Below are 20,594 nucleotides of genomic sequence, written 5' to 3' on the forward strand. Positions count from 1 at the left end.
ATCGGCACGTCCAGCCCAACGATCCACAACCCGCCGAGACACCGGCCACATCATCAGTTCATCCGAATCGGTCATGTGCGGAGGATCGGGCTAGCGCGGGCCCGGCTCGCACGGCTCGCCCGGCTCCACGATCCGCCGTGGCGGCGCGATCAGCCGCTCCCGCTCGGCCGGGCTCAGCCCCGCCGACCGACAGCCGTCCGCGCCCCGCCGTCCACGCCGAAATACCGCTCGCCGAGGCGCCGAAGGCCCACGAGATCATCGAATCCCGCACCAACCTCGGAAAGATCGTCCTCATCCCGTGACCGTCACCGCGCCCAGCCGGCCATCACGGGCTGGCCCAGATCGACCCATGATCGTCGGCTGACTCAACTGTCCCTGTGTCACAGAGATATGACGCACGGTCCTTGTCGCGGCCGACCGTGAGACGAGAGACTTCTGCCGCAGTCACCTGTGAGACGTGGGATGTCTTGATGTCTTGATGTCCAGATGCCTCTGGCGGGCAGTCTGAAGGGCAGGTCATGATCATGGCGTCAGTTCTCCGTACACGCCCCCGTACCAGACCATGGCGGCGCCGCGCCCCGGTGCTCCTCGCCGCCGCGGCGCTGGCCCTGACTCCGCTTCCGGCCTGGGCCGCAGCCACGGACTCCTCCGCGTCCGCGGCCCGTACCGATTCCGGTTCCATTTCGGCCACCGCCGCCACCGCCGCCACCACCTCCACATCCGCCTCCGATGCCGACTCCGGATTCGATCAGCAGGTCCTCTTCAAGTCTGCCCAGGACCAGAGGTACTCCTGCTTCCGGATCCCGGCGGTCGTCAGGTCCAAGGACGGCACCCTGCTCGCCTTCGCCGAGGGCCGGGTGGAGAGCTGCGGCGACGCCGGGAACATCGACATCGTCCTCAAGCGCTCCACCGACGGCGGCCGCACCTGGGGCCCGCTCCAGGTGATCAACAAGGGCGGCGGCGACACCCATGGCAACCCCGCGCCCATCGTGGACACGCGCACCGGCCGCATCGTGCTCGCCAGCACGTACAACACGGGCCGTGACGACGCCCAGAGCTGCGATGTGCCCTGTGACCGCACCCCGCACCTCCAGTACAGCGACGACGACGGCGCCACCTGGTCGGCCCCGCGCGATCTGAGCCCCTCCCTCCTCCCGCCCCAGTGGAACTCCTGGTACGCCACCGGGCCCGTCCACGGCATCCAGCTCGAGCACGGCCGGCACAAGGGCCGGCTGGTCTTCACCATCAACACCGAGAGCTACGACGGCACCCGCATCACCGACAACCATGCCGCCCTCGCCTACAGCGACGACGGCGGAAACCGCTGGCACATCGGCGCGGTGGACAGCTGGCCGATAGCGGACGACGGCACCTTCCGTCAGAAGCCGTCCGAGATGACGCTGGTGGAGCGCGCCGACGGATCGATCTACGTCAACGGGCGCGAGCAGGACGGCACCGACCTCGGCCACCGCGACTACGCCATCAGCCGCGACGGCGGCGAGAGCTTCACCGCGCCCTTCCGCGCCATCCACGATCTGTCCACCCCGCAGGTGCAGGGGTCGATCCTGCGGCTGCGCGGCGAGGACCGCGACGGCTACAGCCGGCTCCTCTTCGCCGCCCCCGCCGACCCCGACCGCCGCCGCACCATGATGATCCGCTCCTCCTGGAACGAGGCGCGCACCTGGGACGGCGTCGACCGCGGCAAGGTCGTCACCACCGACTGGTCCGGCTATTCGGACATGACCGCGATCTCACATGACACGGTCGGGCTGCTCTACGAGGGCGGCGCGGTCGACGCCCGCGACGAGATCCGCTTCGCCCGCTTCACCGAGGACTGGCTGGGCGACCGCCGCGCGCCCGACCCCACCACCGACGACCGCGCGCCCGGCGCCCGCGCCGCGACGGTCCTCGGCGGCGCGGCCCGGACGGACGGGCGCTTCGGCCCCGGGCTGACCTTCGACGGCACGGACGACGCCGTACGCGTCCCGTACCGCGACTCCCTCCCGCTCGGCACGCGCGACTTCACGTTGAGCCTGTGGTTCCGCTACACCGCCGCCTCCGGTCAGCAGCCGTTCCTGTGGATGGGCGGCATCGGCACCAAACAGCCGCAGGTCTGGCTGCGCGGCGAGCCCTCGACCAACCGCGTCCGGGCGCTCATCACCACGGTCAACGGCCCCGCCACCTTCACCAGCGCCTCCGTGAGCACCAACGCCGCGTACAACGACGGCCAGTGGCACCACATCGCCCTGATCCGCACCGGCGGCCGGCTCTCCCTCACCGTGGACGGCGGCACCGCCGCCACAGCTCCCGACGTCCCCGGCACCGTCAGCCGCACCGCGCCCTTCGGCCTCCACCTCGGCCAGGCGGTCGACGGCCGCTCCCATCTGACCGGCGACCTCGACGAGTTCCGCCTCTACGACCGCGCCCTCACCGACACCGAACTGCGCCGCGTCCGCGAGTTCAACGCCCCGCTCGACCACCACGGTTCGGGCGCGCTCGTACGCCTCCCCCTGGACCGCGTACGGTCACCCCACCGCTGACCCCACCGGCCGCCCCGCACCCGCGCGGCGGCCGGCGCGGAAGCAGGGTCACCCGGTGTGCCCGCCGGTACCGCCGCCGCTCGGCGCTCGCGCCCAGCCAGGTGGCGTACGCACCACCGAGCCGGCGTCGCACGGGCCGACCCCGTCGGGCACGGGGGTGAGAGTTGCGATTGACTATCACCCGCACCGGAGACACAGGGGGATCCCACAGCCATGACGACAACAGGCATGCCCACAGCCGACAACACTCCGAAAATCCCGGACGCCGCCTGGCTGGAGGCCCGGTTCGGCGAGGACTCGCTCTGGCGGCCGGCCGAGGCCGACCTTCCCAAGGAGCTGAGCCACGGAACGTCGCGGGAGTTTCTGACCACGGTCGGGTTCCCCGCGGTCACGATCGACCTCATCGACTTCGACTCCACCCATCTGCGCGACGATGACGAGCCGTACCCCTTCGACGCCGACGAGCTGTACGGGAAGCGCTACCCCGACGACGACTCCCCGCCCGAGAACTTCTGCTTCACGATCGGCACCCGCTTCGATCAGCAGCTGATGCTCGACGCGGCCGTCGGCGACATCGACCACTACGACCCCTCCGGCTGGGACCACGGCGCCGGCCAGCAGGGCACGGCCGCCTCCTCGCTCCCCGCCCTGGCCGTCCTCCTCGGTCTCCTCGTCGAACGACGCGACGCGCTCACCTCCGACGACACCGAAACCCGCGACGCCGCCGTCGCCGACCTGCGGAAGCGCATGGGCGACGTCGAGCCGGAGGTGTACGACTCGTCGTTCTGGGCCGATGTGTTCGAGTATCTGTCGGAGTGACGACGGCGGTCATCCGGTATCGGACATAGACGTTTCACACTGACGCCGGTTCTCGTCCCAGATGATGCCGAAAACCGGCGGTAGCGTATCCGGGCGTTGACGCACGGGGCAGACGAGTTCATGGCGGATGCGGCAGTTGTGATCGGAGGGAAAGCCGTCGCCCCAGTTGACCGCGCATCCGTCCGAACCGATCGCCCAGCGTTGCCCGTCGGGCACGATATGGGCGGGCAGCGGGGTACGGGGTTCCAGCAAGACCCAGTGGCCGTAGCCGGTCTCGAAGCGGTCCGGCTCGGTTCCGCAGTCGCGGCACAGAGGTGGGGCGGGAGGTGCGGGCGCGTCGGCACCCTCGGTGAGGGCTTGGCGGTGGTCTTCGAGGGCTTGGACATCGGCCCAGCAGTGGTCGCACAGCGGGCCGAAGGGCTCACCCCGGTCGACGACGCTCCCACAGATGGCCGGGCAGGTGCTGCAGGCACGTGGCTGATTGGTATCCCCCATAGGGGCAGAGTGCGCGCACCGGTGCCGGCCGACGAGGGGCGTTATCGGCCCTTGCTACTGGTGGTGTGGCTGCTGATGGGTTCGAGCGCGCCCCAGTAGCCACCGACGGGCACCTTGGCGTGCAGCTGTTGTGGCTGGGCGTGGGGTCTTGCCAGGAAAACCAAGAGGTGCCGCCGTCGCACCGAGCACCGAGCACCGAGCACCGAGCCGACCGGAGTTCCTACACCACGCAGAATTCGTTGCGCTCGGGATCCTGAAGAACCACGGCGTAGTACTCCATACCCGGCTCATCCATGATCCGCAGCACCGTGGCCCCGGCCCTGGTCAGCCGGTCCACCGTCGCCGTGACGCGCTGGGTGCGGAGGGTCAGGGGGACGTCGCGGCCGCCGCCCACTTTCAGGTCGAGGTGCAGCCGGTTCTTGACGAGCTTCGCCTCCGGGACCCTCTGGAACCACACCCGTGGCCCCTGCCCCGCCGGATCGACGATCGACTCCGACGTCTCCCCGACGCCGACGGTCAACTCCTCCTCGGGCACACCCATGTCCGCCCAGTAGTCCCGCCACGTGGCATGTCCGCCGGGTGGCGGCTCCGGGACATAGCCCAGAGCGTCGGTCCAGAAGGTCACCATCCGCCGCGGGTCGGCGCAGTCGATGGTCAGTTGCAGTGTCATCGTCATGTGCGCAGCGTCTCAGACGGGTCTGACAACGAGCCCGACGTCAGGTCGGCGACGACCGCCGTCAGGGCCGCGCCGTCGGCGGCTCGCTTGGTGATGACGGCCCGGTTGGCGTAGGCCGTCTCGACGTCGTCCGAGTTCCACCGGGTGCTGGCGCCGGGCGGCCATGTGCTGGTCGCGTTCCAGGTCGGCGACGAGCCGCTGCACTTCACGGAGGCGTTCGGGCATGAGGAGGCGCTGACCTTCCGCCGCTGGCAGCCGGACCGTATCGCCGCGTTGCTGGGCGAGGCCGGGCTGCCGGTACGCGCCCGGGCGCAGCGCGAACCCGAACGCGCCGAGAAGACCCCTCAGGCCTGTCTCATCGCCCGTAAACCGGCTGCCGGGAGCTGAGCTCGTCAGCTTCCCGCTCCGCCACCGGAGCCGGCTCGGAGCCCGGCTCCGGCACCGGCTCCGGCACCCGCGCCGCGAAGCGCCGGGCCAGCACCGCGCACACCATCAGCTGCATCTGATGGAAGAGCATCAGGGGGAGGACGGCCAGGCTCGCCTGGGCGCCGAAGAGCACACTCGCCATCGGCAGCCCGGCCGCCAGGCTCTTCTTCGACCCCGCGAAGACGATCGTGATCCGGTCGGCCCGGGCGAAGCCGAGCTTGCGTGAGCCGTACGCGGTGAGCGAGAGCATCACCGCGAGCAGCACCGCCTCGACGCCGAGGAGGAGACCCAGCCGGCCCGGGGTGACCTGGTGCCAGATGCCGCGGGTCATGCCCTCGCTGAAGGCGGCGTAGACGACGAGCAGGACCGAGCCGCGGTCGACGAGGCGCAGCACCGCCCGGTGGCGGAAGATGAAGCCGCCGATCCAGCGGCGCAGCAGCTGGCCGGCGAGGAAGGGCGCCAGCAGCTGGAGCGCGATCTTGACCATCGAGTCGGCCGAGAAGCCGCCGCCGCTGCCGCCCAGCAGCAGCGCGGCCAGCACCGGGGTGACGATGACGCCGATCAGGCTGGAGAAGGAGCCGGCACAGATCGCGGCGGCGACGTTGCCGCGGGCGATGGAGGTGAAGGCGATGGAGGACTGGACGGTGGAGGGCACCAGGCACAGGAAGAGCAGCCCGGTGTAGAGCGGATGGGTCAGCAGGTACGGGACGAGGCCGCGGGCGGCCAGGCCGAGGGCCGGGAAGATGACGAAGGTGCAGGCCAGCACGGTCAGATGGAGCCGCCAGTGGCGTACCCCGTCCAGCGCCTCGCGGGTGGAGAGCCGTGCGCCGTAGAGGAAGAAGAGAAAGCCGATCGCGACCGTGGTGGCTCCGTCGGTGACGGTGGCGGCCCGGCCGCCGGCCGGCAGGAGCGCGGCGAGCGCGACCGTGGCGATGAGGCCCAGGATGAACCCGTCCAGGGGCAGCCAGGGCGGGAGGGCGATCCCACGGCGGCGCGGGGGGCGGGGGCGGTGCTGGGGTGGCGGGCGGTGCTGGGGTGGCGGGCGGTGCGGGCTGGGCATTCGCTCTCTTCCTCGGTGTCCGCGGCGGATTCGGTGTCCCCCGGAGGGGACGCGGAGTCGCCCCGCGGGACGGAGACGGACGGGCCCTCTCCAGGGTGCTCTTGATCAGCGCTATCGGGAATCCCGTATACCGCTCTGACTGCCATCGCGTTCCGTGATGACCCGGCCGTACAGTGGCTCCATGTACGACCCCGTCCAGCTCCGTACGTTTCTCGCGGTGGCCCAGACGCTCAGCTTCACCCAGGCCGCCCACCGCCTCGGGGTGCGCCAGTCCACGGTGAGCCAGCATGTGCGCAAGCTGGAGGCGGCCGTCGGGCGGCAGCTGTTCGCCCGCGATACGCACGGGGTGGAGCTGACCGAGGACGGCGAGGCGATGCTGGGCTTCGCGCGCACGATCCTGGAGGCGAACGAGCGGGCGGCGGGGTGGTTCCGGGGCACCCGGCTGCGCGGGCGGCTGCGCTTCGGCGCGTCGGAGGACTTCGTGGTGACCCGGCTGCCGGAGATCCTGGAGGGGTTCCGCCGCGATCACCCCGAGGTGGATCTGGAGCTGACCGTCGAGCTGTCGGGCACGCTGCATGAGCGGCTGGAGGCGGGCAGGCTGGATCTGGTGCTGGCCAAGCGGTCCGAGGAGCGGCCGCAGGGGCAGCTGGTGTGGCGGGACCGGCTGGTGTGGATCGGCGCGGAGCGGTTGCGGCTGGATCCGGACCGCCCGCTACCCTTGATCGTATTCCCGCCGCCGGGGCTGACCCGGGCCCGCGCGCTGGATGTGCTGGAGCGGCACGGCAGGTCGTGGCGGATCGTCTGTACGAGCGGCAGCCTCAATGGACTGGTCGCGGCGGCGCGCGCGGGGCTCGGTGTGATGGCGCACACACATGGCTTGATTCCGCCCGGTCTGACGCCGGTCCCGGAGCGGGCCGGGCTGCCGGAGCTCGGCCCCGTGGACTTCGTACTGCTGCACGGAAAGCAGCGGCGGGACACCGCGTCGCGCGCCGCGGCGGAGCGGCTCGCCGCCACGATTCTGGCGGGCCCTGTGCCGCCATCGGAGAGATTCCGTGCAGAAAGTCGTTACATATGAGCCACACATGCGGCACATAGGACCAGACTTAACACAATCCCGCCTTCGCAACGCCCGATTGACGCCCTTTCACCGTACTGACCGGCGCACATTCCGTACGTTCCGGTCACAAAACACCTCTCCCCCATCAGGCGCCGGATCGGGTACGGTCGCGGCGCTGTGCGGAGCGGCTTCAAGGAGCAGGTATTGCGCGAGTTCACCGTCCCCTCGATGGCCACGGCGCCCCAGGCCGGCGGACTGGCGGACGCCGTCTTCGACCATGCCGCCGCCGACCCGGGCCGGGTGGCCCTGGCACGCAAGACGCCGGACGGCCGCTGGCAGGACGTGACCGCGAGCCAGTTCCGGGACGAGGTGATGGCACTCGCCAAGGGGCTGCTGGCCCATGGCGTACGGTTCGGCGACCGCGTCGGCATCATGTCCCGCACCCGCTACGAATGGACGCTCTTCGACTTCGCGCTGTGGACCGTCGGCGCCCAGAGTGTTCCGTTGTACCCCACCTCATCCGCCGAGCAGGTCTTCTGGATGCTGTATGACGCGGGCGTCTCCGCGTGCGTCGTGGAGCACGAGGACCATGCGATGACGGTCGGCTCGGTGGTCGGCCGGCTGCCGCAGCTGGAGCGGCTGTGGCAGCTGGACGCCGGAGCGCTGGAGGAGCTGCTGGCGGCCGGGGAGTCCGTCGAGGACGATGTCGTCCACCGGCACCGGAGGGCGATGATGCCCGAGCAGCCCGCGACCATCATCTACACCTCGGGCACCACCGGCCGCCCCAAGGGCTGTGTGATCACCCACGCCAATCTGATGGCCGAGTGCGACAACGTCGTCGAACGGTTCGAGACGGCCTTCCACTCCAAGCCGGGCGACGAGGCCGCCACCCTGCTCTTTCTGCCGCTCGCGCATGTCTTCGGCCGGATGGTCCAGGTCGCCGCCCTCCGCGGCCGGGTCAAACTCGGGCATCAGCCCAATCTCTCGGCGGCCGCGCTCCTGCCCGACCTCCAGTCCTTCCGGCCGACCTTCATCCTCGCCGTGCCGTACATCTTCGAGAAGGTCTTCGCGGCGGCGCGCCGCAAGGCCGAGGCGGACGGCCGGTCCGGGCCGTTCGAGAAGGCCGTCGACGTCGCGGTGCGGTACGCGGAGGCGCAGGAGGCCAAGGCGTTCGGCACCGGACCGGGGCCCGGCGCCTCACTGCGCATGCAGCACCAGTTCTTCGACAAGGTCGTCTACAGCAAGGTGCGCGCGGCGATGGGCGGCCGGATCCGGCACGCCATGTCGGGCGGCTCGGCGATGGAGCGGCGGCTCGGGCTGTTCTTCGCGGGCGCGGGGGTGACCATCTACGAGGGCTACGGCCTCACCGAGTCCACCGCCGCCGCCACCGCCAACCCGCCCGAGCGGACCCGCTACGGCACGGTCGGGGTGCCGATCCCCGGCACCACCGTGCATATCGCCGACGACGGGGAGGTGTGGCTGCACGGCGGCCAGATCTTCGCCGGCTATCACAACGATCCGAAGACGACCGACGGGGTGCTGCGCGACGGCTGGCTCGCCACCGGCGATCTGGGCACGCTGGACGACGACGGCTATCTCACCATCACCGGGCGGAAGAAGGAGATCCTGGTGACCTCCGGCGGCAAGTCCGTTTCGCCGGTGGTCCTGGAGGAGCGGGTCAGGGCACATCCGCTGGTCGCCCAGTGCATCGTGGTCGGCAATGACCGCCCGTACATCGCGGCGCTGGTGACGCTCGACCCGGAGGCGGTCTCGCACTGGCTGACGATGCGCGGCAAAACGGAGATGCCGGCGAGCGAGCTGGTCCGGGACCCGGATCTGGAGACGGAGATCCGGCGGGCCGTGGTCGCGGCGAACACGCTGGTTTCCCAGGCCGAGTCGATTCGTACGTTCCGCATACTTGCCGCGCAGTTCTCGGAGGAGCATGGTCTGCTGACGCCGTCGCTCAAATTGAAGCGAAAGGTCATCGAACAGGCGTACGCCGTCGAGGTCGAGGCGCTGTACCACGCCTGAGCCACAGCTGAGCACGACCTGAGCCGCGAAGGGGGCACGCAATGATCGATGTCATTCTCCCCGAACTTCCCGAACGCGAACTGGCGCTGGTGTCCGAGGAGACACCCCGGCCGTCCGGCCCGACGCTGGCGGGGCGCGTCGTCCTGGGCGGGCCCGTGGCCGTACCCGTGACGCCGGAGCTCGTCGGCCCCGATCCGGAGCTGAGGGCCTTCCTGGAGGCCGAGGCGAACAGGGCCGTCTACCATCTGCTGCATCTGTCGGTGACCTGCGCGCGGGACGCCCCGGACCCCGCCCTGCACACGGTCAACCTCGATCTGACCCTGACGGCCGAGCCGGTACAGCGGGGCACCACCGCCTTCCATCCGGTGGCCTGGTCCATGACACCCCGGCAGCTCACCGAGGAGGCCGGCGGGACGGCGGCGGCCCACCCGGCCCATCTCGGCCCCCGGCTGGGGTTCCTGAACGGCGACCACGGCGTCGCGCCCGGCGAGCGGATCTGTCTGGAGGCGCGGCGGGAGCTGCGCTCGGACCCGGGCTGGGAGCTGCGGCACACCCCCGCGGCGCGGATCGGCGGTACGTACCGGCTGGCCATGGTCGTCCGGGCGCCGCGCGGGGCGGTCAGCCGGGCGGCGGTCGCGGTGGGGGCGACGGTGCGCGAGGGGCACACCCTGCACCGCTTCCGGTCGGAGCTCCCCGAGCCGCTGCGGCTCGCGGCGCGGCAATAGGCTCGCGGCGCGGCAATGAGGAGGGGCAACGGGGGAAACGGTGGACGACGAGGACGACGAGGACGGCAAGAACCACAAGGACGGCAAAGGCTGCGGCCGAGACGGGAATGCGGCGCCGGCGCTGACGGCCGGGGAGCTCCGGGAGCTGGCGCGGGTCTTCCCGCCGGGCCCGACCGCGCTGACCCTGCTGCGCAGGGCGGGGTTCCCCGCTCGGCAGATCCCGTCCACAACGGGATCTGCCGCCGGGGGGTTCTGGGACGCGGTGGCGGACGCGGTCGCCGCGGGCAGGATCGCGGACGGCAGGCTGCGGGTGCTGGCCGCCGCCTGCGTCACGTATCCGCACAACGAGATGTTCCGCGCGGCCGTACGGGGGCCGGGCGGGGGCATGATCCGACGGGTGCTGGTGACCGGGGCGAGCCGCGCTGACCGGGAGTTATGCGCGATCCGGCAGGCCGCGCGGGGCATCCTCACGGTGGACCGGTGCCCCGCCGCGTCCGCCACCGATGTACGGCGGATCCTGACGGTACGCCCCGATGTGCTCCATCTTCTCTGCCGCCGCGAGCGCTCGGCGCTGGTCTTCACGGACGACCGGGGCGAGGCGCACCGGACGCCCGCCACGCGTCTGGCCGCGCTGCTGGCCGCGTACCGCCGGCTGACCGGCGCCCGGCTGCGCGGTGTGGTGCTCGCGTGCGGCGACGGCGCGCCCCTCGCCCCGCTCTTCGCCGGGGCGGCCGAGATGGTGGTCACCCATCGCGGACCGCTCGGCGCGGAGGCGGCGGCGGCCTTCGCGGGCGGGCTCTACGGGCTGCTGGGCGCGGTGCCGGCGCCCGCGGACGCGGTGCGGCTGGCGGCGGAGCGGACCGGGCGGGACGGGGTGGTGGTGCTGGGGGGCGCCGGCAGGACAGGGGCGTACGAGTAGGCATGTCCACGGCAGAATCATGAGATCCGGCCGCGGTGGCCGGGAATGTGCGGCTCCCCTTGATCGTTGACTTTGGAGTACACGTATCCGCATTCCGACGTAAGGATCGACCGCTCGTGAGCAAGGTCCCCTTCATTACCCTCAACAACGGCGTTCGGATGCCGCAGCTCGGCTTCGGCGTATGGCAGGTCCCGGACGACGAGGCGCAGGTCGCCGTGCGCAACGCGCTGGAGGCCGGGTACCGCAGCATCGACACCGCCGCCATCTACGGCAACGAGGAGGGCACGGGGAAGGCGCTCGCCGCGTCGGGCATCGCGCGCGACGAGCTGTTCGTCACGACCAAGCTCTGGAACTCCGACCAGGGCTACGACTCGGCCCTGCGTGCCTTCGACACCTCGCTGACCAAGCTCGGCCTGGACTATGTGGATCTGTACCTGATCCACTGGCCGCTGCCCGAGGTCGACAAGTACGTGGACACCTGGAAGGCGTTCGAGAAGATCTACGCCGAGGGCCGCGCCAAGGCCATCGGGCTCTCCAACTTCCACCCGGCCCATATCCAGCGGCTGCTCTCCGAGACCTCGATCGCCCCGGTGATCGACCAGGTCGAGCTGCACCCGCAGCTCCAGCAGGCCGACCTTCGCGCCTTCAACTCGCGCCATGACATCGTCACCGAGGCGTGGTCCCCGCTCGGCCAGGGCAAGGGGCTGCTGGAGAACCCGAAGCTCGCGGCGATCGCCGCCAAGCACGGGAAGTCGCCGGCCCAGGTCGTGCTGCGCTGGCACCTCGACCTCGGCAATGTCGTGATCCCGAAGTCCGTGACCCCGTCCCGGATCAAGGAGAACCTCGACGTCTTCGATTTCGAGCTGGACTCCGAGGACCTCTCCACGATCGACGCCATGGACGCGGGCAACCGGCTGGGCCCGGACCCCGATACCTTCAACATGGTCTGATCCGCACCGCCTGACTCCCTCCGCCCCGCCGCGTTCACGCGGCGGGGCGGACTCATGTGCGGGCCCTGTGGGGCTCATGCGCCCGCCGAGCGGGGCACATCCACGGCGATTACGCTTGGCGCCCAGAAGAGCACATAGAGTGACCTCTTCCCCCGAGCCCGAGGAGACAGAAGATGCCCCGCAGACGCAGTCACGGTCTTGAGCTGGCCGCCGGGTGCACCGTGGCGATAGCCACCCTCTTCCTGAGTACTGGCATACCCGCGACGGCCGACCCCGGCGGGCCCACCACCGGCCCCCGGAGGGAGGTGCCGCCCGAGATGCTCGCCTCCATGCAGCGCGATCTGGGTCTGACGGCCGATGAGGTGAAGACGCGGCTCACCAACGAATACCGGGCCGGGGCCGCCGAACCGGGGCTGCGCAAGAGCCTGGGCGGCAGCTACGGCGGCGCGTGGGTGTCCGGCAACACCGCCGAGCTCACCGTCGCCACCACCGACAAGGACCAGAGCGGCACCATCACGGCCGGCGGAGCCAAGGCCGAGGTCGTCCGCCACAGCCTCAAGGCCCTCAACGACGCCAAGGGCGCGCTGGACCGGACGGCCGCGCAGCGTGCCCCGGCGACCGACGCCGTGTCCGTCTGGTACGTGGACCTCAAGTCGAACAGCGTCGTGGTGCAGTCGACCGAGCCGGCCGAGGCGTCGGCGTTCGTCGCCGCGAGCGGCGCGGACCCCGATGTCGTACGGGTCGTGGAGTCGGCCGAGCGGCCGCGCCCGCTGGAGGACCTGCGGGGCGGCGAGGCGTACTACATCAACGGCACCGTCCGCTGCTCGATCGGCTTCTCGGTGGCCCAGGACGCTCGGGGCGGCTTCGTCACCGCCGGCCACTGCGGCCCGGCGGGCGCGGCCACCACCGGCTTCAACCGGGTCGACCAGGGCGTCGTCCAGGGCTCCACCTTCCCCGGCAACGACTACGCCTGGGTGGCCACCAACGACGGCTGGACGCCGCGGCCCTGGGTGATCGGCCCCGACAGCACCAACGTCACCGTCACCGGCTCCCAGCAGGCGCCGGTGGGCTCGTCCGTCTGCCGCTCGGGCTCGACCACCGGCTGGCACTGCGGCATCATCCAGCAGCACGACACCAGCGTGCAGTACCCGCAGGGCACCGTCAGCGGCATGACCCGCACCAGCGCCTGCGCCGAGCCCGGCGACTCCGGCGGCTCCTTCATCTCCGGCAGCGAGGCCCAGGGCGTGACCTCGGGCGGCTCCGGGAACTGCACCGTCGGCGGTACGAGTTACTACCAGCCGGTGAACCCGATCCTGCGGACGTACGGCCTCACCCTCACCACCGGCTGACGTCCCCTCATCCGGCGGCTCGCACCGCCGTGTGGAAGGTCTGCGCGCTCAGCAGGAAGACATCCGGCCGCCGCATGATGCCCGCCCGGTCGTCCGGGTCGAGCAGCCGGTCGAGCGCGGCGAGGTCGCCGTCGTCGAGACGGTCGGCGGCGGCCTCGCGCTGACGGGTGAGATCGGCCCGTAGCGCGACGCGGGCCGTGACGTCGAGCGGGGCGGGCAGATCGAGCAGGAAGGTGCGGCCGGCGGCGCCGGTCAGCCCGGCCGCGGTGAGCAGGGCGGGCCAGTCCTCGACGACCTCCTTGGCGTCCGGCAGCGCGGCCCGCATCTCGGTGAACATCTCCCCCATCGCCACGTCGAGACGGGCCTGCAGACCGGGGCGCCCCACCCCCGCGTCACGGGGCAGACAGCGCATCGGCAGCCCGCCCTCGCCGATGGCGAGCAGCCCGCCGGGGCGCAGCGCGCGGGCGAGGGCGCGGACGGCGCCCTGCTGATCAGGCAGATGGTGCACCGTCAAGCTCGACCAGATCAGATCCGCGCTGCCCACCGCCTCGAGGCCGTCCGGCAGCTCGGTCAGCGCGGTGGTGACGCGGTCGGTGAGCCCGAGCCGCTCGGCGCGGGCGCGGGTCCGCTCCAGCAGCGCCTCCGTGCCGTCCACGGCGACCACCTCGGCGTCCGGGAAGGCGCGGGAGAGCAGACAGGTGACGACGCCGGGGCCGCTGCCGACGTCGAGGATCCGCCGCACCGTTCCGCCGGTCCGCTCGCGCAGCCATTCCGCGGCCTGTGCGTGGACGGGGCCATGCAGCTCGGCGCCCTGCTCGAGCAGCGCGCCGAGGGCGTCCCAGTCCATATCGGCGTGGTCGTGGGAGTGGGCGCCGGAGGTCTTGTGGTGTTCGGTCATGACGCCGAGCCTCCACGGCGGGGGACGGTATGCCAAACCTTGTTGCCGAAACGGCAATCCGCCCGTTCCGCACCACGTCAGCGCGTGAAGCTGCGCGTGTTCGGATCAGGTTGACCAATCCGTACCCGCCCGGGCGACGAATGAGGTACGACACCTGCGTGTGCGCCGCATCGCTCATCCGGAAGGACGGCTTGTGAGAGAACCCGTGTACATCGGCGGACCGGCCGCGCGCGGCCCGGACCTCGAAGGGCTGCTCCAGATGGTGGCCCGCGGGGACCAGAACGCGTTCAGCGCCCTCTACGACGCCGTCAGCGGGCCCGTCCTCGGACTGACACGCAGGCTGCTGCGCGATCCCGCCCAGGCCGAAGAGGTCACCCAGGAGGTCCTGGTCGAGGTCTGGCGGTCCGCCGCCCGGTTCGAACCGGGCCGGGGCAGCGCCATGGGCTGGATCATGACGGTGGCCCATCGGCGCGCCGTGGACCGGGTGCGCTCGGCGCAGGCCGCCTCGGACCGTGAGGAGCGCGCCGCGCTGCTGGCCCGCACCCCGGCGTTCGACGAGGTGACCGAGCAGGTGGAAGCCAGACTCGAGCGCGAACAAGTGCGCCGGTGCATGCGGACGCTGACCGAACTGCAACGGCAGTCGGTCACGCTCGCCTACTACCGGGGCCGCACCTACCGTGAGGTGGCGGAGTTGCTGTCACTGCCGCTCGGGACCGTGAAGACCAGACTCCGGGACGGGCTCATCCGGCTCCGGGACTGCATGGGGGTCGGCGCATGACCAGAGGGGATCTGCACACCTTGACCGGAGCGTACGCGGTGCATGCTCTGTCGGGCCGGGAGTTGAGCGAGTTCGAGCGACATCTGGCCATTTGTGACCCCTGCAGCCAGGAGGTACGGGAGTTGCGGGAGACGGCCGCGAAGCTGGGCGTGGCCACCTCCCTGACCCCGTCCCCACTGATGAAGGACGAGGTGATGCGGCGTATCGCCGCCGTCCGCCAGGAGCCTCCGCGGGTGCAGGGGCGGGAGGGGCGGGAGTCCCACGCGGGCCCCCGGCGGCGCGGCGGTCGCCGGGCACAGAACTTTGTGCTCGCGGCCTGTCTGGCCGGGGCCGCCGCGCTCGGCGGGGTCGCGGTGTGGCAGCACCAGCAGGCGTCCGACGCACGCGATACGGCCCGCCGCTCCGAGCAGCGGGTGGCGGAGGTCCGGGAGCTGGCCCGGGTGCTGGCCGCGCCGGACGCGCACAGCCGCAGCGGCAGGCTGACCAACGGCGCGACGGGCACGGTCGTGGTCTCGCGGGGCCTCGACAAGGCGGCGTTCCTCACCTCCGGTCTGCCGAAGCCGCCCGCCGGGCGGGTCTACCAGCTGTGGTTCAGCGACGACGGCACGATGCGCTCGGCGGGGCTGATGGACTCCTCCGGCGGGGGTACGGCGGCGCTGCTGAGCGGCCCGGTCGGGAAGGCGTCGGCCATGGGGCTGACCGTTGAGCCCACCGGGGGGTCGAAGGCGCCGACGAGCGATCCCCTCGCCCTGTTGACGTTCCCCTCCGGGTGAGGGGGTGTAGGGAAAGGGGATGAGCACGTCGATCGCCGTCTTCACCTCCGATCTGCGGCTGCGCGACAACCCCGTGCTGCACGCCGCGCTCCGCTCCTCCGACCGGGTCGTTCCGCTGTTCGTGGTGGACCGGCGGCTGGCGAAGACGGGGTTCGCCGTCCCCAACCGGGTGGCGTTCCTCGTGGACGCTCTGGCCGATCTGGACGCGGGGCTGCGGGAGCGCGGCGGGCGGCTGATGGTCGTCAAGGGCGACCCGGTGGCCGAGATCCGCCGGGTCGCGGAGCGTACGGACGCGGACGAGGTGCACCTCGCGGGCGGGGTCAGCGCCTATGCCGGCCGCCGCGAGGCGCGGCTGCTCGAGGCGCTGGAGGCGGACGGGCGGCGGCTGCGGGTGCATGGCGCGGTGGTCACGGCGGTCGAACCGGGGGAGGTGGTTCCGGCGGGCAAGGATCACTTCGCCGTCTTCACCCCGTACTTCCGCGCCTGGCAGCGGGCCGAGCTACGGACGCCGCTGGCCGCCCCGCGCGCGGTGCGCGTACCCGAGGTGCCCGGTCTGCGGTCCGAGCCGGTGTCGGCGGTCACCTCGCTCGCACCGGGCAGCCCCTCCCCCGGACTGCCCGAGGGCGGGGAGCGGGCGGGCCGCCGCCGGTTCCTCGCCTGGCGGCGGTCGGGGCTTCGCCAGTACGCCGACCGCCTTGACGATCTGGCGGGCGACGCCACCTCCCGGCTCTCCCCGTATCTCCACTTCGGCTGTCTGTCCCCGGTGGAGCTGGTGCACCGGGCCAAGGAGGCGGGCGGCCCGGGCGCCGACGCCTTCGTACGGCAGCTCGCCTGGCGCGACTTCCACCACCAGGTACTGGCCGCCCGGCCGGACGCCGCGCACACGGACTACCGGGCACGGGGCGACCGATGGCGGGCAAACGACGCGGAGATCGCCGCCTGGAAGGCGGGCCGCACCGGCTATCCGCTGGTCGACGCCGGTATGCGGCAGCTGCGCCACGAGGGGTGGATGCACAACCGGGCGCGTCTGCTGGTGGCGAGCTTTCTCACCAAGACGCTGTACGTGGACTGGCGGATCGGCGCCCGGCACTTCCTGGATCTGCTGGTCGACGGCGACATGGCGAACAACCAGCTCAACTGGCAGTGGGTGGCCGGCACCGGCACCGACACCCGCCCGAACCGGGTCCTCAACCCCCTCGCCCAGGCCAGGCGCTTCGACCCGGACGGCGCGTATGTGCGCCGCTGGGTCCCGGAGCTGGCCGGGGTCCCGGGGGCCCGTGTCCATACGCCATGGCGGCTGCCGGAGGCCGAGCGGGACCTGCTGGACTACCCCGACCCGATCGTGGACCTGGACGCGGGCCTGGCCCGCTTCAGACAAGCCCGCCACCGCGGCTGACCCGCCGTCGCGGCCTCGGGAAGAAGCCACTCGTCCGCGCCACATACGCGGCGAAGCCGGGCCGGCCCGCGATGTGCCGCTCCAGGAGCGCCTTCCCGCTGCCCCGCTCGCCGAGCCCCAGCTCGCGGACCCGCTCGGCCAGGAAGTCGTGCTCCTCGCGGGCCAGGGTCACGGCGGTGACCTGCGCCCCGTACCGGTCGGCCGCGTACAGCGCGAGCGCGCCCCAGCCGCAGCCGAGGTCCAGCAGCCGGGCGCCGGGGACGAGGGCGAGCTTGCGGCAGATGAGTTCGAGCTTGTCGCGCTGGGCGTCGGCGAGTCCGTAGCCGCGGTCCCGGCTGGTCCAGTAGCCGCAGGAGTACGCCATCGACGGGTCGAGCAGCCGCTCGTAGAACCCGGCGGAGAAGTCGTAGTGGTGGCTGATGGCGGCCCGGTCCCGGGACCTGGAGTGGCGGGGGCCGCCGAGCCGGGCACGGCTGCCGGGAGCGGGCGGCCGCGGCCCGATGGCGCCGAGCCGAACGGCGGTGGCGGCGGCGCGGGCGCGGGTGGCGAGGGTGGGTCTGGGCGGCGGTACGGAGCGCACGCGCAGCGTGTGCCACACGGCGCGCAATCCCTCCTCGAGGTCGCCTTCGACATCGAGGCGGATGGGTCAGGAATTTCGCCGGGCGCCGTGCTCCGGGGCGGCGGTCTCGATACGGCGGGCGAGCTCCAGATCCAGCTCGGTCACCTTGCCGCCGACGCTGTGGGTGTTCACGGAGACCGTGACCCGGTTGTAGCCGAGGGTCAGATCGGAGTGGTGGTTCAGCTCCTCCTGGATCCTGGAGACCTCCGCGACCAGCCCCGCTGCCTGCGGATGCCCGTCGAAGACATAGCTGCGGGAGAGCCGGTCGTCCACGAACGACCAGCCGGGAAGCTGCTCCAGACGCTCCTCGATCTCCTTTTGGGTAAGCGGCTCGACTGCCATGGCATGTCCCTCCGTACGGTGACCGACGTACTCCACCCTGCCATGGGCGGCCGCGGGTGGTCGGTTACCGTCGGCGCATGACGACTGCCGCGCCGACCGGGGTGGGGGGACTGCTGCGCGAGTGGCGGGACCGCCGGCGGATCAGCCAGCTGGAGCTCGCGCTGCGCGCGGACTCCTCCGCCCGCCACATCAGCTTCATCGAGACCGGCCGGTCGCGGCCCAGTCGGGAGATGGTCCTCCGGCTCGCCGACCATCTCGACGTACCCGTCCGCGAGCGCAACGCCCTGCTGATCGCCGCCGGTTACGCCCCGCACTACCCGGAGCGGGCGGTCGACGACCCCTCGATGAGCGCCCTGCGCGAGGGCATGGAGCGGCTGCTGACCGGCTACGAGCCGTACCCGGCGCTCGTCGTGGACGGCACCTACGAGGTGCTGGCGGCCAACCAGGGCATCGCGATGCTCCTGGAAGGCGTCCCCGACCACCTCCTGCGGCCCCCGCTCAACGCGATGCGCCTCACCCTCCACCCGGACGGCCTCGCCCCCCGCATCCGCAACCTCCGCGAGTGGCGCGGCCACCTCCTGGCCCAGCTGGACCGCCAGCTCGCCCTGATGCGCTCCTCACCGCTGCGCGAGCTGTACGACGAGGTGGCCGCCTATCCGCTCCCCGAGACGGGCGGCGAGGAGACGGCCACCGGCGGCGACCATCCGCCCTTCGCCCTCCCGATGATGATCGAGCACGCCGGCCGGGTGCTGTCGTTCATCTCGACGATCGCGACCTTCAACACCCCCATGGATGTCACGGTCTCCGAGCTGGCCATCGAGACCTTCCTGCCGGCCGATACGGAGACCGCCGCCTTCCTGGGGCGCCTTACCCGGTCGTAGCCGCCGGCCGACCGCGCTGAGGCAACGGCCTCATCCGGCGGTCGGCACCCGGTCCAGGAAGCCGAGGACGGACCGGATCCGGCCGTCCTCCCCCACCGTGATCACATCGAACCCGGCGACCGGCGCGGTCCCGTCGGCCGTCGAGACCAGCTCCCAGGTGAAGCGGGCCATGTCGTGATGGCCGTCCACGGTGCCGGTGTGGCGGAACTCGAAGCCCGGGAACTGCTCGTGCGCGCCCGCGATGACGGCGGCCAGCTGCTCATGGCCGCGCACCTCGACCAGCGGATCGGCGTAGCTGCCGTCGTCGGCCCAGGCGGCGGCGACGGCCTTGGCGAGGTCCTCCGGCTCGGTGGCGTTCCACGCCTCGAAGTAGCGGGCGACGGCGGCGTCGTAGTGGGTCATCTGGCCACTCTCCTCAAGGAATTACCTGCTCGGACCCGGGTTCCGGACCGGAGTGCGCCGGCCCGGAACCCGATGCCCTCACCTTGCCGCCACCGGGCCGGAGGGTCGATTACCGCTCAGGTAATGGCCGGGGAGAGGACGCGGTCCGAGATGCCGACGCCGGCCTTACGGAGCCGGGTCACCAGCGCGTCGCCGAGGGCGGTGGCCGGGGTGAGGACGCCGCCGTCGGACGGGGGCAGGGCGTCGCGGTCGAGGACGAGCGCGAGGGCCGATTCGCCGAGCATGAGGGCGGTCGCCTGGTAGCCGGGGTCGCCCTGGGCGGTGAACCGGGCCGTGTAGCGGGCCCCGCTGGTGGTGGACGCGAAGACGTCGATGGTGAAGTGGCCCCTCTCGCGGGCCTTCTGGCTCGGCCCCTGGCCCGGCTTGGGCAGGAGCCGGTCCAGGACGTAGCGGGTGGGCCCTACGGCCAGGCCCGCGACGAGCGTGCCGAGCCCGGCGGCCACACCGGCGGCGAAGACGGGCGACAGGACGGACGGCCCGACGCTCATGAATTCCCGGTAGCGGAAGAGCGGCCCGTAGGCGTGGCCGCGCAGCGCGTTGCTGCGGCGGACGACCCGCGTGTTGTACGGGGCCATCACGAAGGGGGCCAGCGTCCCGCGCAGCGTGGGGCTGATCGCGGCGCCCCGGGCCAGGACAAGGTCGGGCTGGCGTCCCAGATCGGGTTCCGCGGCGCGGTCCGGGCTGAGGACGTACGGGTCCAGGACCCGCTTCCTGAGCGCCCGGTCCTTGCGGATGGTGTCGATCTGGTGGCGCAGCGAGTCGATGGTGCCGCCGCTGGCGCCACCCCTCATGGCCGTGAGGACGGTGGTGGTGTCGGTGAGTTCCCCGGCATCGTCGGCCCGCACCCGCTGGTGGAGGACGTGCACCCCGATGTCGGAGGGGATCGAGTCGAATCCGCAGGAGTGGACGAGACGGGCGCCGGTGGACCGGGCGAGCTCGTGGTTCTCCTCGATGCTCTGCCGTACGAACAGCACCTCTCCGGTGAGGTCCACATAGTCGGTGCCCGCCGCGGCGCAGGCATGGGCCAGGGCCCGGCCGTACTTGGCGTACGGACCGACGGTCGTGATCACCACTCGCGCGGCCTCGGCGAGGGCCCGCAGCGCCGCGCCGTCGTCGGCCTCCGCCACGAGCAGGGGCCAGCCCGCGGCCCGTTCGCCCAGGCGGGAGCGGGTGGCTTCGAGCTTCTGCCGCGACCTGCCCGCGAGCGCGATCCGGGTCCCGGCGGGAGCGGCCTCGGCGAGGTACCCGGCAACCAGCACCCCGACGAATCCGGTCGCGCCGTAGACGACGATGTCGGTGTCCCGGTTGGTGCGTTCCATAGTGAGATCCTTCTCCTTCAGAGGCGACACCGGTGGCGGAGGTCTCCGCCGTTATCGAGGGCCGGCGACGGACCGTACG

The 20,594-nt window shown here is 71.9% G+C and carries 20 protein-coding genes and 2 pseudogenes; 14 read left to right on the forward strand and 8 right to left on the reverse strand.

What is annotated here, in order from left to right; translation table 11 throughout:
* Positions 1–200: 200 nt before the first annotated feature.
* From ABZS71_RS26600 to ABZS71_RS26610, 3 genes and pseudogenes are all read left to right on the forward strand, one after another.
* Positions 201–302 (forward strand): annotated as a pseudogene (locus ABZS71_RS26600) (zinc-binding dehydrogenase); the annotation flags it as partial.
* 222 nt (positions 303–524) lie between these two features.
* Positions 525–2,540 (forward strand): sialidase family protein, encoded by a 2,016-nt coding sequence (locus tag ABZS71_RS26605; RefSeq protein ID WP_356214151.1) that lies wholly within the window; start codon positions 525–527, stop codon positions 2,538–2,540.
* A 228-nt stretch (positions 2,541–2,768) separates the two neighbouring features.
* Entirely contained in the window at positions 2,769–3,359 is a 591-nt protein-coding gene (locus ABZS71_RS26610; RefSeq protein WP_356214153.1) for an SUKH-4 family immunity protein, read from the forward strand.
* Between the two features lie 9 nt (positions 3,360–3,368).
* Here the strand turns inward: ABZS71_RS26610 and ABZS71_RS26615 are convergent, their stop codons facing one another.
* Entirely contained in the window at positions 3,369–3,854 is a 486-nt protein-coding gene (locus ABZS71_RS26615) for a DUF6083 domain-containing protein (protein ID WP_356214155.1), read from the reverse strand.
* A 220-nt stretch (positions 3,855–4,074) separates the two neighbouring features.
* Positions 4,075–4,530: a VOC family protein gene (locus tag ABZS71_RS26620; RefSeq protein WP_355843010.1), complete on the reverse strand. Its 456-nt coding sequence runs from the start codon at positions 4,528–4,530 to the stop codon at positions 4,075–4,077.
* A 144-nt stretch (positions 4,531–4,674) separates the two neighbouring features.
* Between ABZS71_RS26620 and ABZS71_RS26625 the strand changes: the two genes are divergently transcribed.
* Positions 4,675–4,917, forward strand: coding sequence for a hypothetical protein (locus ABZS71_RS26625; protein ID WP_356214157.1), 243 nt, complete (start codon positions 4,675–4,677; stop codon positions 4,915–4,917).
* Here ABZS71_RS26625 and ABZS71_RS26630 read toward each other — a convergent pair.
* On the reverse strand, positions 4,886–6,016 hold the full coding sequence (locus ABZS71_RS26630) for a bile acid:sodium symporter family protein (RefSeq protein WP_356214159.1): 1,131 nt from the start codon (positions 6,014–6,016) through the stop codon (positions 4,886–4,888). The two genes, ABZS71_RS26625 and ABZS71_RS26630, sit on opposite strands and share 32 nt — an antisense overlap.
* A gap of 181 nt (positions 6,017–6,197) precedes the next feature.
* Between ABZS71_RS26630 and ABZS71_RS26635 the strand changes: the two genes are divergently transcribed.
* From ABZS71_RS26635 to ABZS71_RS26660, 6 genes are all read left to right on the forward strand, one after another.
* Complete coding sequence (locus tag ABZS71_RS26635; protein WP_355843019.1) at positions 6,198–7,091, forward strand: LysR substrate-binding domain-containing protein; 894 nt, start codon at positions 6,198–6,200, stop codon at positions 7,089–7,091.
* A gap of 186 nt (positions 7,092–7,277) precedes the next feature.
* A complete protein-coding gene (locus ABZS71_RS26640; RefSeq protein WP_355843022.1) occupies positions 7,278–9,104 on the forward strand; it encodes an AMP-binding protein in 1,827 nt (608 codons plus the stop codon).
* A gap of 41 nt (positions 9,105–9,145) precedes the next feature.
* Positions 9,146–9,829: a hypothetical protein gene (locus ABZS71_RS26645; RefSeq protein ID WP_355843025.1), complete on the forward strand. Its 684-nt coding sequence runs from the start codon at positions 9,146–9,148 to the stop codon at positions 9,827–9,829.
* A 40-nt stretch (positions 9,830–9,869) separates the two neighbouring features.
* The gene (locus ABZS71_RS26650) at positions 9,870–10,748 is read left to right on the forward strand and encodes an effector-associated domain EAD1-containing protein (protein WP_356214161.1); all 879 of its coding nucleotides are present in this window, start codon (positions 9,870–9,872) and stop codon (positions 10,746–10,748) included.
* 116 nt (positions 10,749–10,864) lie between these two features.
* Positions 10,865–11,698, forward strand: coding sequence for an aldo/keto reductase (locus tag ABZS71_RS26655; protein WP_356214163.1), 834 nt, complete (start codon positions 10,865–10,867; stop codon positions 11,696–11,698).
* 173 nt (positions 11,699–11,871) lie between these two features.
* A complete protein-coding gene (locus ABZS71_RS26660) occupies positions 11,872–13,047 on the forward strand; it encodes a S1 family peptidase (RefSeq protein WP_356214165.1) in 1,176 nt (391 codons plus the stop codon).
* A 7-nt stretch (positions 13,048–13,054) separates the two neighbouring features.
* On the opposite strand, the gene ABZS71_RS26665 is transcribed toward ABZS71_RS26660, so the two are convergent.
* Entirely contained in the window at positions 13,055–13,945 is an 891-nt protein-coding gene (locus ABZS71_RS26665; protein WP_355843037.1) for a class I SAM-dependent methyltransferase, read from the reverse strand.
* 193 nt (positions 13,946–14,138) lie between these two features.
* Between ABZS71_RS26665 and ABZS71_RS26670 the strand changes: the two genes are divergently transcribed.
* The 3 genes from ABZS71_RS26670 to ABZS71_RS26680 are packed head-to-tail and all read left to right on the forward strand — an operon-like array spanning position 14,139 to position 16,892.
* Positions 14,139–14,723 (forward strand): sigma-70 family RNA polymerase sigma factor, encoded by a 585-nt coding sequence (locus tag ABZS71_RS26670; protein WP_355843040.1) that lies wholly within the window; start codon positions 14,139–14,141, stop codon positions 14,721–14,723.
* Positions 14,720–15,496, forward strand: coding sequence for an anti-sigma factor (locus ABZS71_RS26675; RefSeq protein WP_356214167.1), 777 nt, complete (start codon positions 14,720–14,722; stop codon positions 15,494–15,496). The genes ABZS71_RS26670 and ABZS71_RS26675 overlap by 4 nt, the downstream gene beginning before the upstream one ends.
* 19 nt (positions 15,497–15,515) lie before the next feature.
* Positions 15,516–16,892 carry a deoxyribodipyrimidine photo-lyase gene (locus tag ABZS71_RS26680; RefSeq protein ID WP_356214168.1) on the forward strand — a complete coding sequence of 459 codons (1,377 nt, stop codon included), beginning with the start codon at positions 15,516–15,518 and terminating at the stop codon, positions 16,890–16,892.
* Positions 16,893–16,998: 106 nt separating this feature from the next.
* On the opposite strand, the pseudogene ABZS71_RS26685 reads toward ABZS71_RS26680, so the two are convergent.
* Together ABZS71_RS26685 and ABZS71_RS26690 are read right to left on the reverse strand one after the other, a co-directional pair.
* Positions 16,999–17,529 (reverse strand): annotated as a pseudogene (locus ABZS71_RS26685) (class I SAM-dependent methyltransferase); the annotation flags it as partial.
* A 9-nt stretch (positions 17,530–17,538) separates the two neighbouring features.
* A complete protein-coding gene (locus tag ABZS71_RS26690; protein ID WP_355843049.1) occupies positions 17,539–17,853 on the reverse strand; it encodes a 4a-hydroxytetrahydrobiopterin dehydratase in 315 nt (104 codons plus the stop codon).
* A gap of 77 nt (positions 17,854–17,930) precedes the next feature.
* Here ABZS71_RS26690 and ABZS71_RS26695 point away from each other — a divergent pair, with 77 nt between their 5' ends.
* Positions 17,931–18,734, forward strand: a complete 804-nt coding sequence (locus ABZS71_RS26695) for a helix-turn-helix transcriptional regulator (RefSeq protein WP_355843052.1) — start codon at positions 17,931–17,933, stop codon at positions 18,732–18,734.
* A 30-nt stretch (positions 18,735–18,764) separates the two neighbouring features.
* Here the strand turns inward: ABZS71_RS26695 and ABZS71_RS26700 are convergent, their stop codons facing one another.
* Together ABZS71_RS26700 and ABZS71_RS26705 are read right to left on the reverse strand one after the other, a co-directional pair.
* Positions 18,765–19,136 (reverse strand): nuclear transport factor 2 family protein, encoded by a 372-nt coding sequence (locus tag ABZS71_RS26700; protein ID WP_355843055.1) that lies wholly within the window; start codon positions 19,134–19,136, stop codon positions 18,765–18,767.
* A 116-nt stretch (positions 19,137–19,252) separates the two neighbouring features.
* Positions 19,253–20,515 (reverse strand): saccharopine dehydrogenase NADP-binding domain-containing protein, encoded by a 1,263-nt coding sequence (locus ABZS71_RS26705; protein WP_356214169.1) that lies wholly within the window; start codon positions 20,513–20,515, stop codon positions 19,253–19,255.
* Positions 20,516–20,594: the final 79 nt, after the last annotated feature.

Origin of the sequence: Streptomyces sp. NPDC005393, assembly GCF_040606675.1 — a bacterium.
GTDB lineage: Bacteria > Actinomycetota > Actinomycetes > Streptomycetales > Streptomycetaceae > Streptomyces.

Coding starts and splice junctions, on each gene's coding strand:
- ABZS71_RS26615 (WP_356214155.1), bottom strand. CDS start 3,854: ATGGGGGATACCAATCAGCCACGTGCCTGCAGCACCTGCCCGGCCATC.
- ABZS71_RS26695 (WP_355843052.1), top strand. CDS start 17,931: ATGACGACTGCCGCGCCGACCGGGGTGGGGGGACTGCTGCGCGAGTGG.
- ABZS71_RS26665 (WP_355843037.1), bottom strand. CDS start 13,945: ATGACCGAACACCACAAGACCTCCGGCGCCCACTCCCACGACCACGCC.
- ABZS71_RS26680 (WP_356214168.1), top strand. CDS start 15,516: ATGAGCACGTCGATCGCCGTCTTCACCTCCGATCTGCGGCTGCGCGAC.
- ABZS71_RS26630 (WP_356214159.1), bottom strand. CDS start 6,016: ATGCCCAGCCCGCACCGCCCGCCACCCCAGCACCGCCCGCCACCCCAG.
- ABZS71_RS26605 (WP_356214151.1), top strand. CDS start 525: ATGGCGTCAGTTCTCCGTACACGCCCCCGTACCAGACCATGGCGGCGC.
- ABZS71_RS26690 (WP_355843049.1), bottom strand. CDS start 17,853: ATGGCAGTCGAGCCGCTTACCCAAAAGGAGATCGAGGAGCGTCTGGAG.
- ABZS71_RS26610 (WP_356214153.1), top strand. CDS start 2,769: ATGCCCACAGCCGACAACACTCCGAAAATCCCGGACGCCGCCTGGCTG.
- ABZS71_RS26645 (WP_355843025.1), top strand. CDS start 9,146: ATGATCGATGTCATTCTCCCCGAACTTCCCGAACGCGAACTGGCGCTG.
- ABZS71_RS26675 (WP_356214167.1), top strand. CDS start 14,720: ATGACCAGAGGGGATCTGCACACCTTGACCGGAGCGTACGCGGTGCAT.
- ABZS71_RS26700 (WP_355843055.1), bottom strand. CDS start 19,136: ATGACCCACTACGACGCCGCCGTCGCCCGCTACTTCGAGGCGTGGAAC.
- ABZS71_RS26635 (WP_355843019.1), top strand. CDS start 6,198: ATGTACGACCCCGTCCAGCTCCGTACGTTTCTCGCGGTGGCCCAGACG.
- ABZS71_RS26660 (WP_356214165.1), top strand. CDS start 11,872: ATGCCCCGCAGACGCAGTCACGGTCTTGAGCTGGCCGCCGGGTGCACC.
- ABZS71_RS26620 (WP_355843010.1), bottom strand. CDS start 4,530: ATGACGATGACACTGCAACTGACCATCGACTGCGCCGACCCGCGGCGG.
- ABZS71_RS26705 (WP_356214169.1), bottom strand. CDS start 20,515: ATGGAACGCACCAACCGGGACACCGACATCGTCGTCTACGGCGCGACC.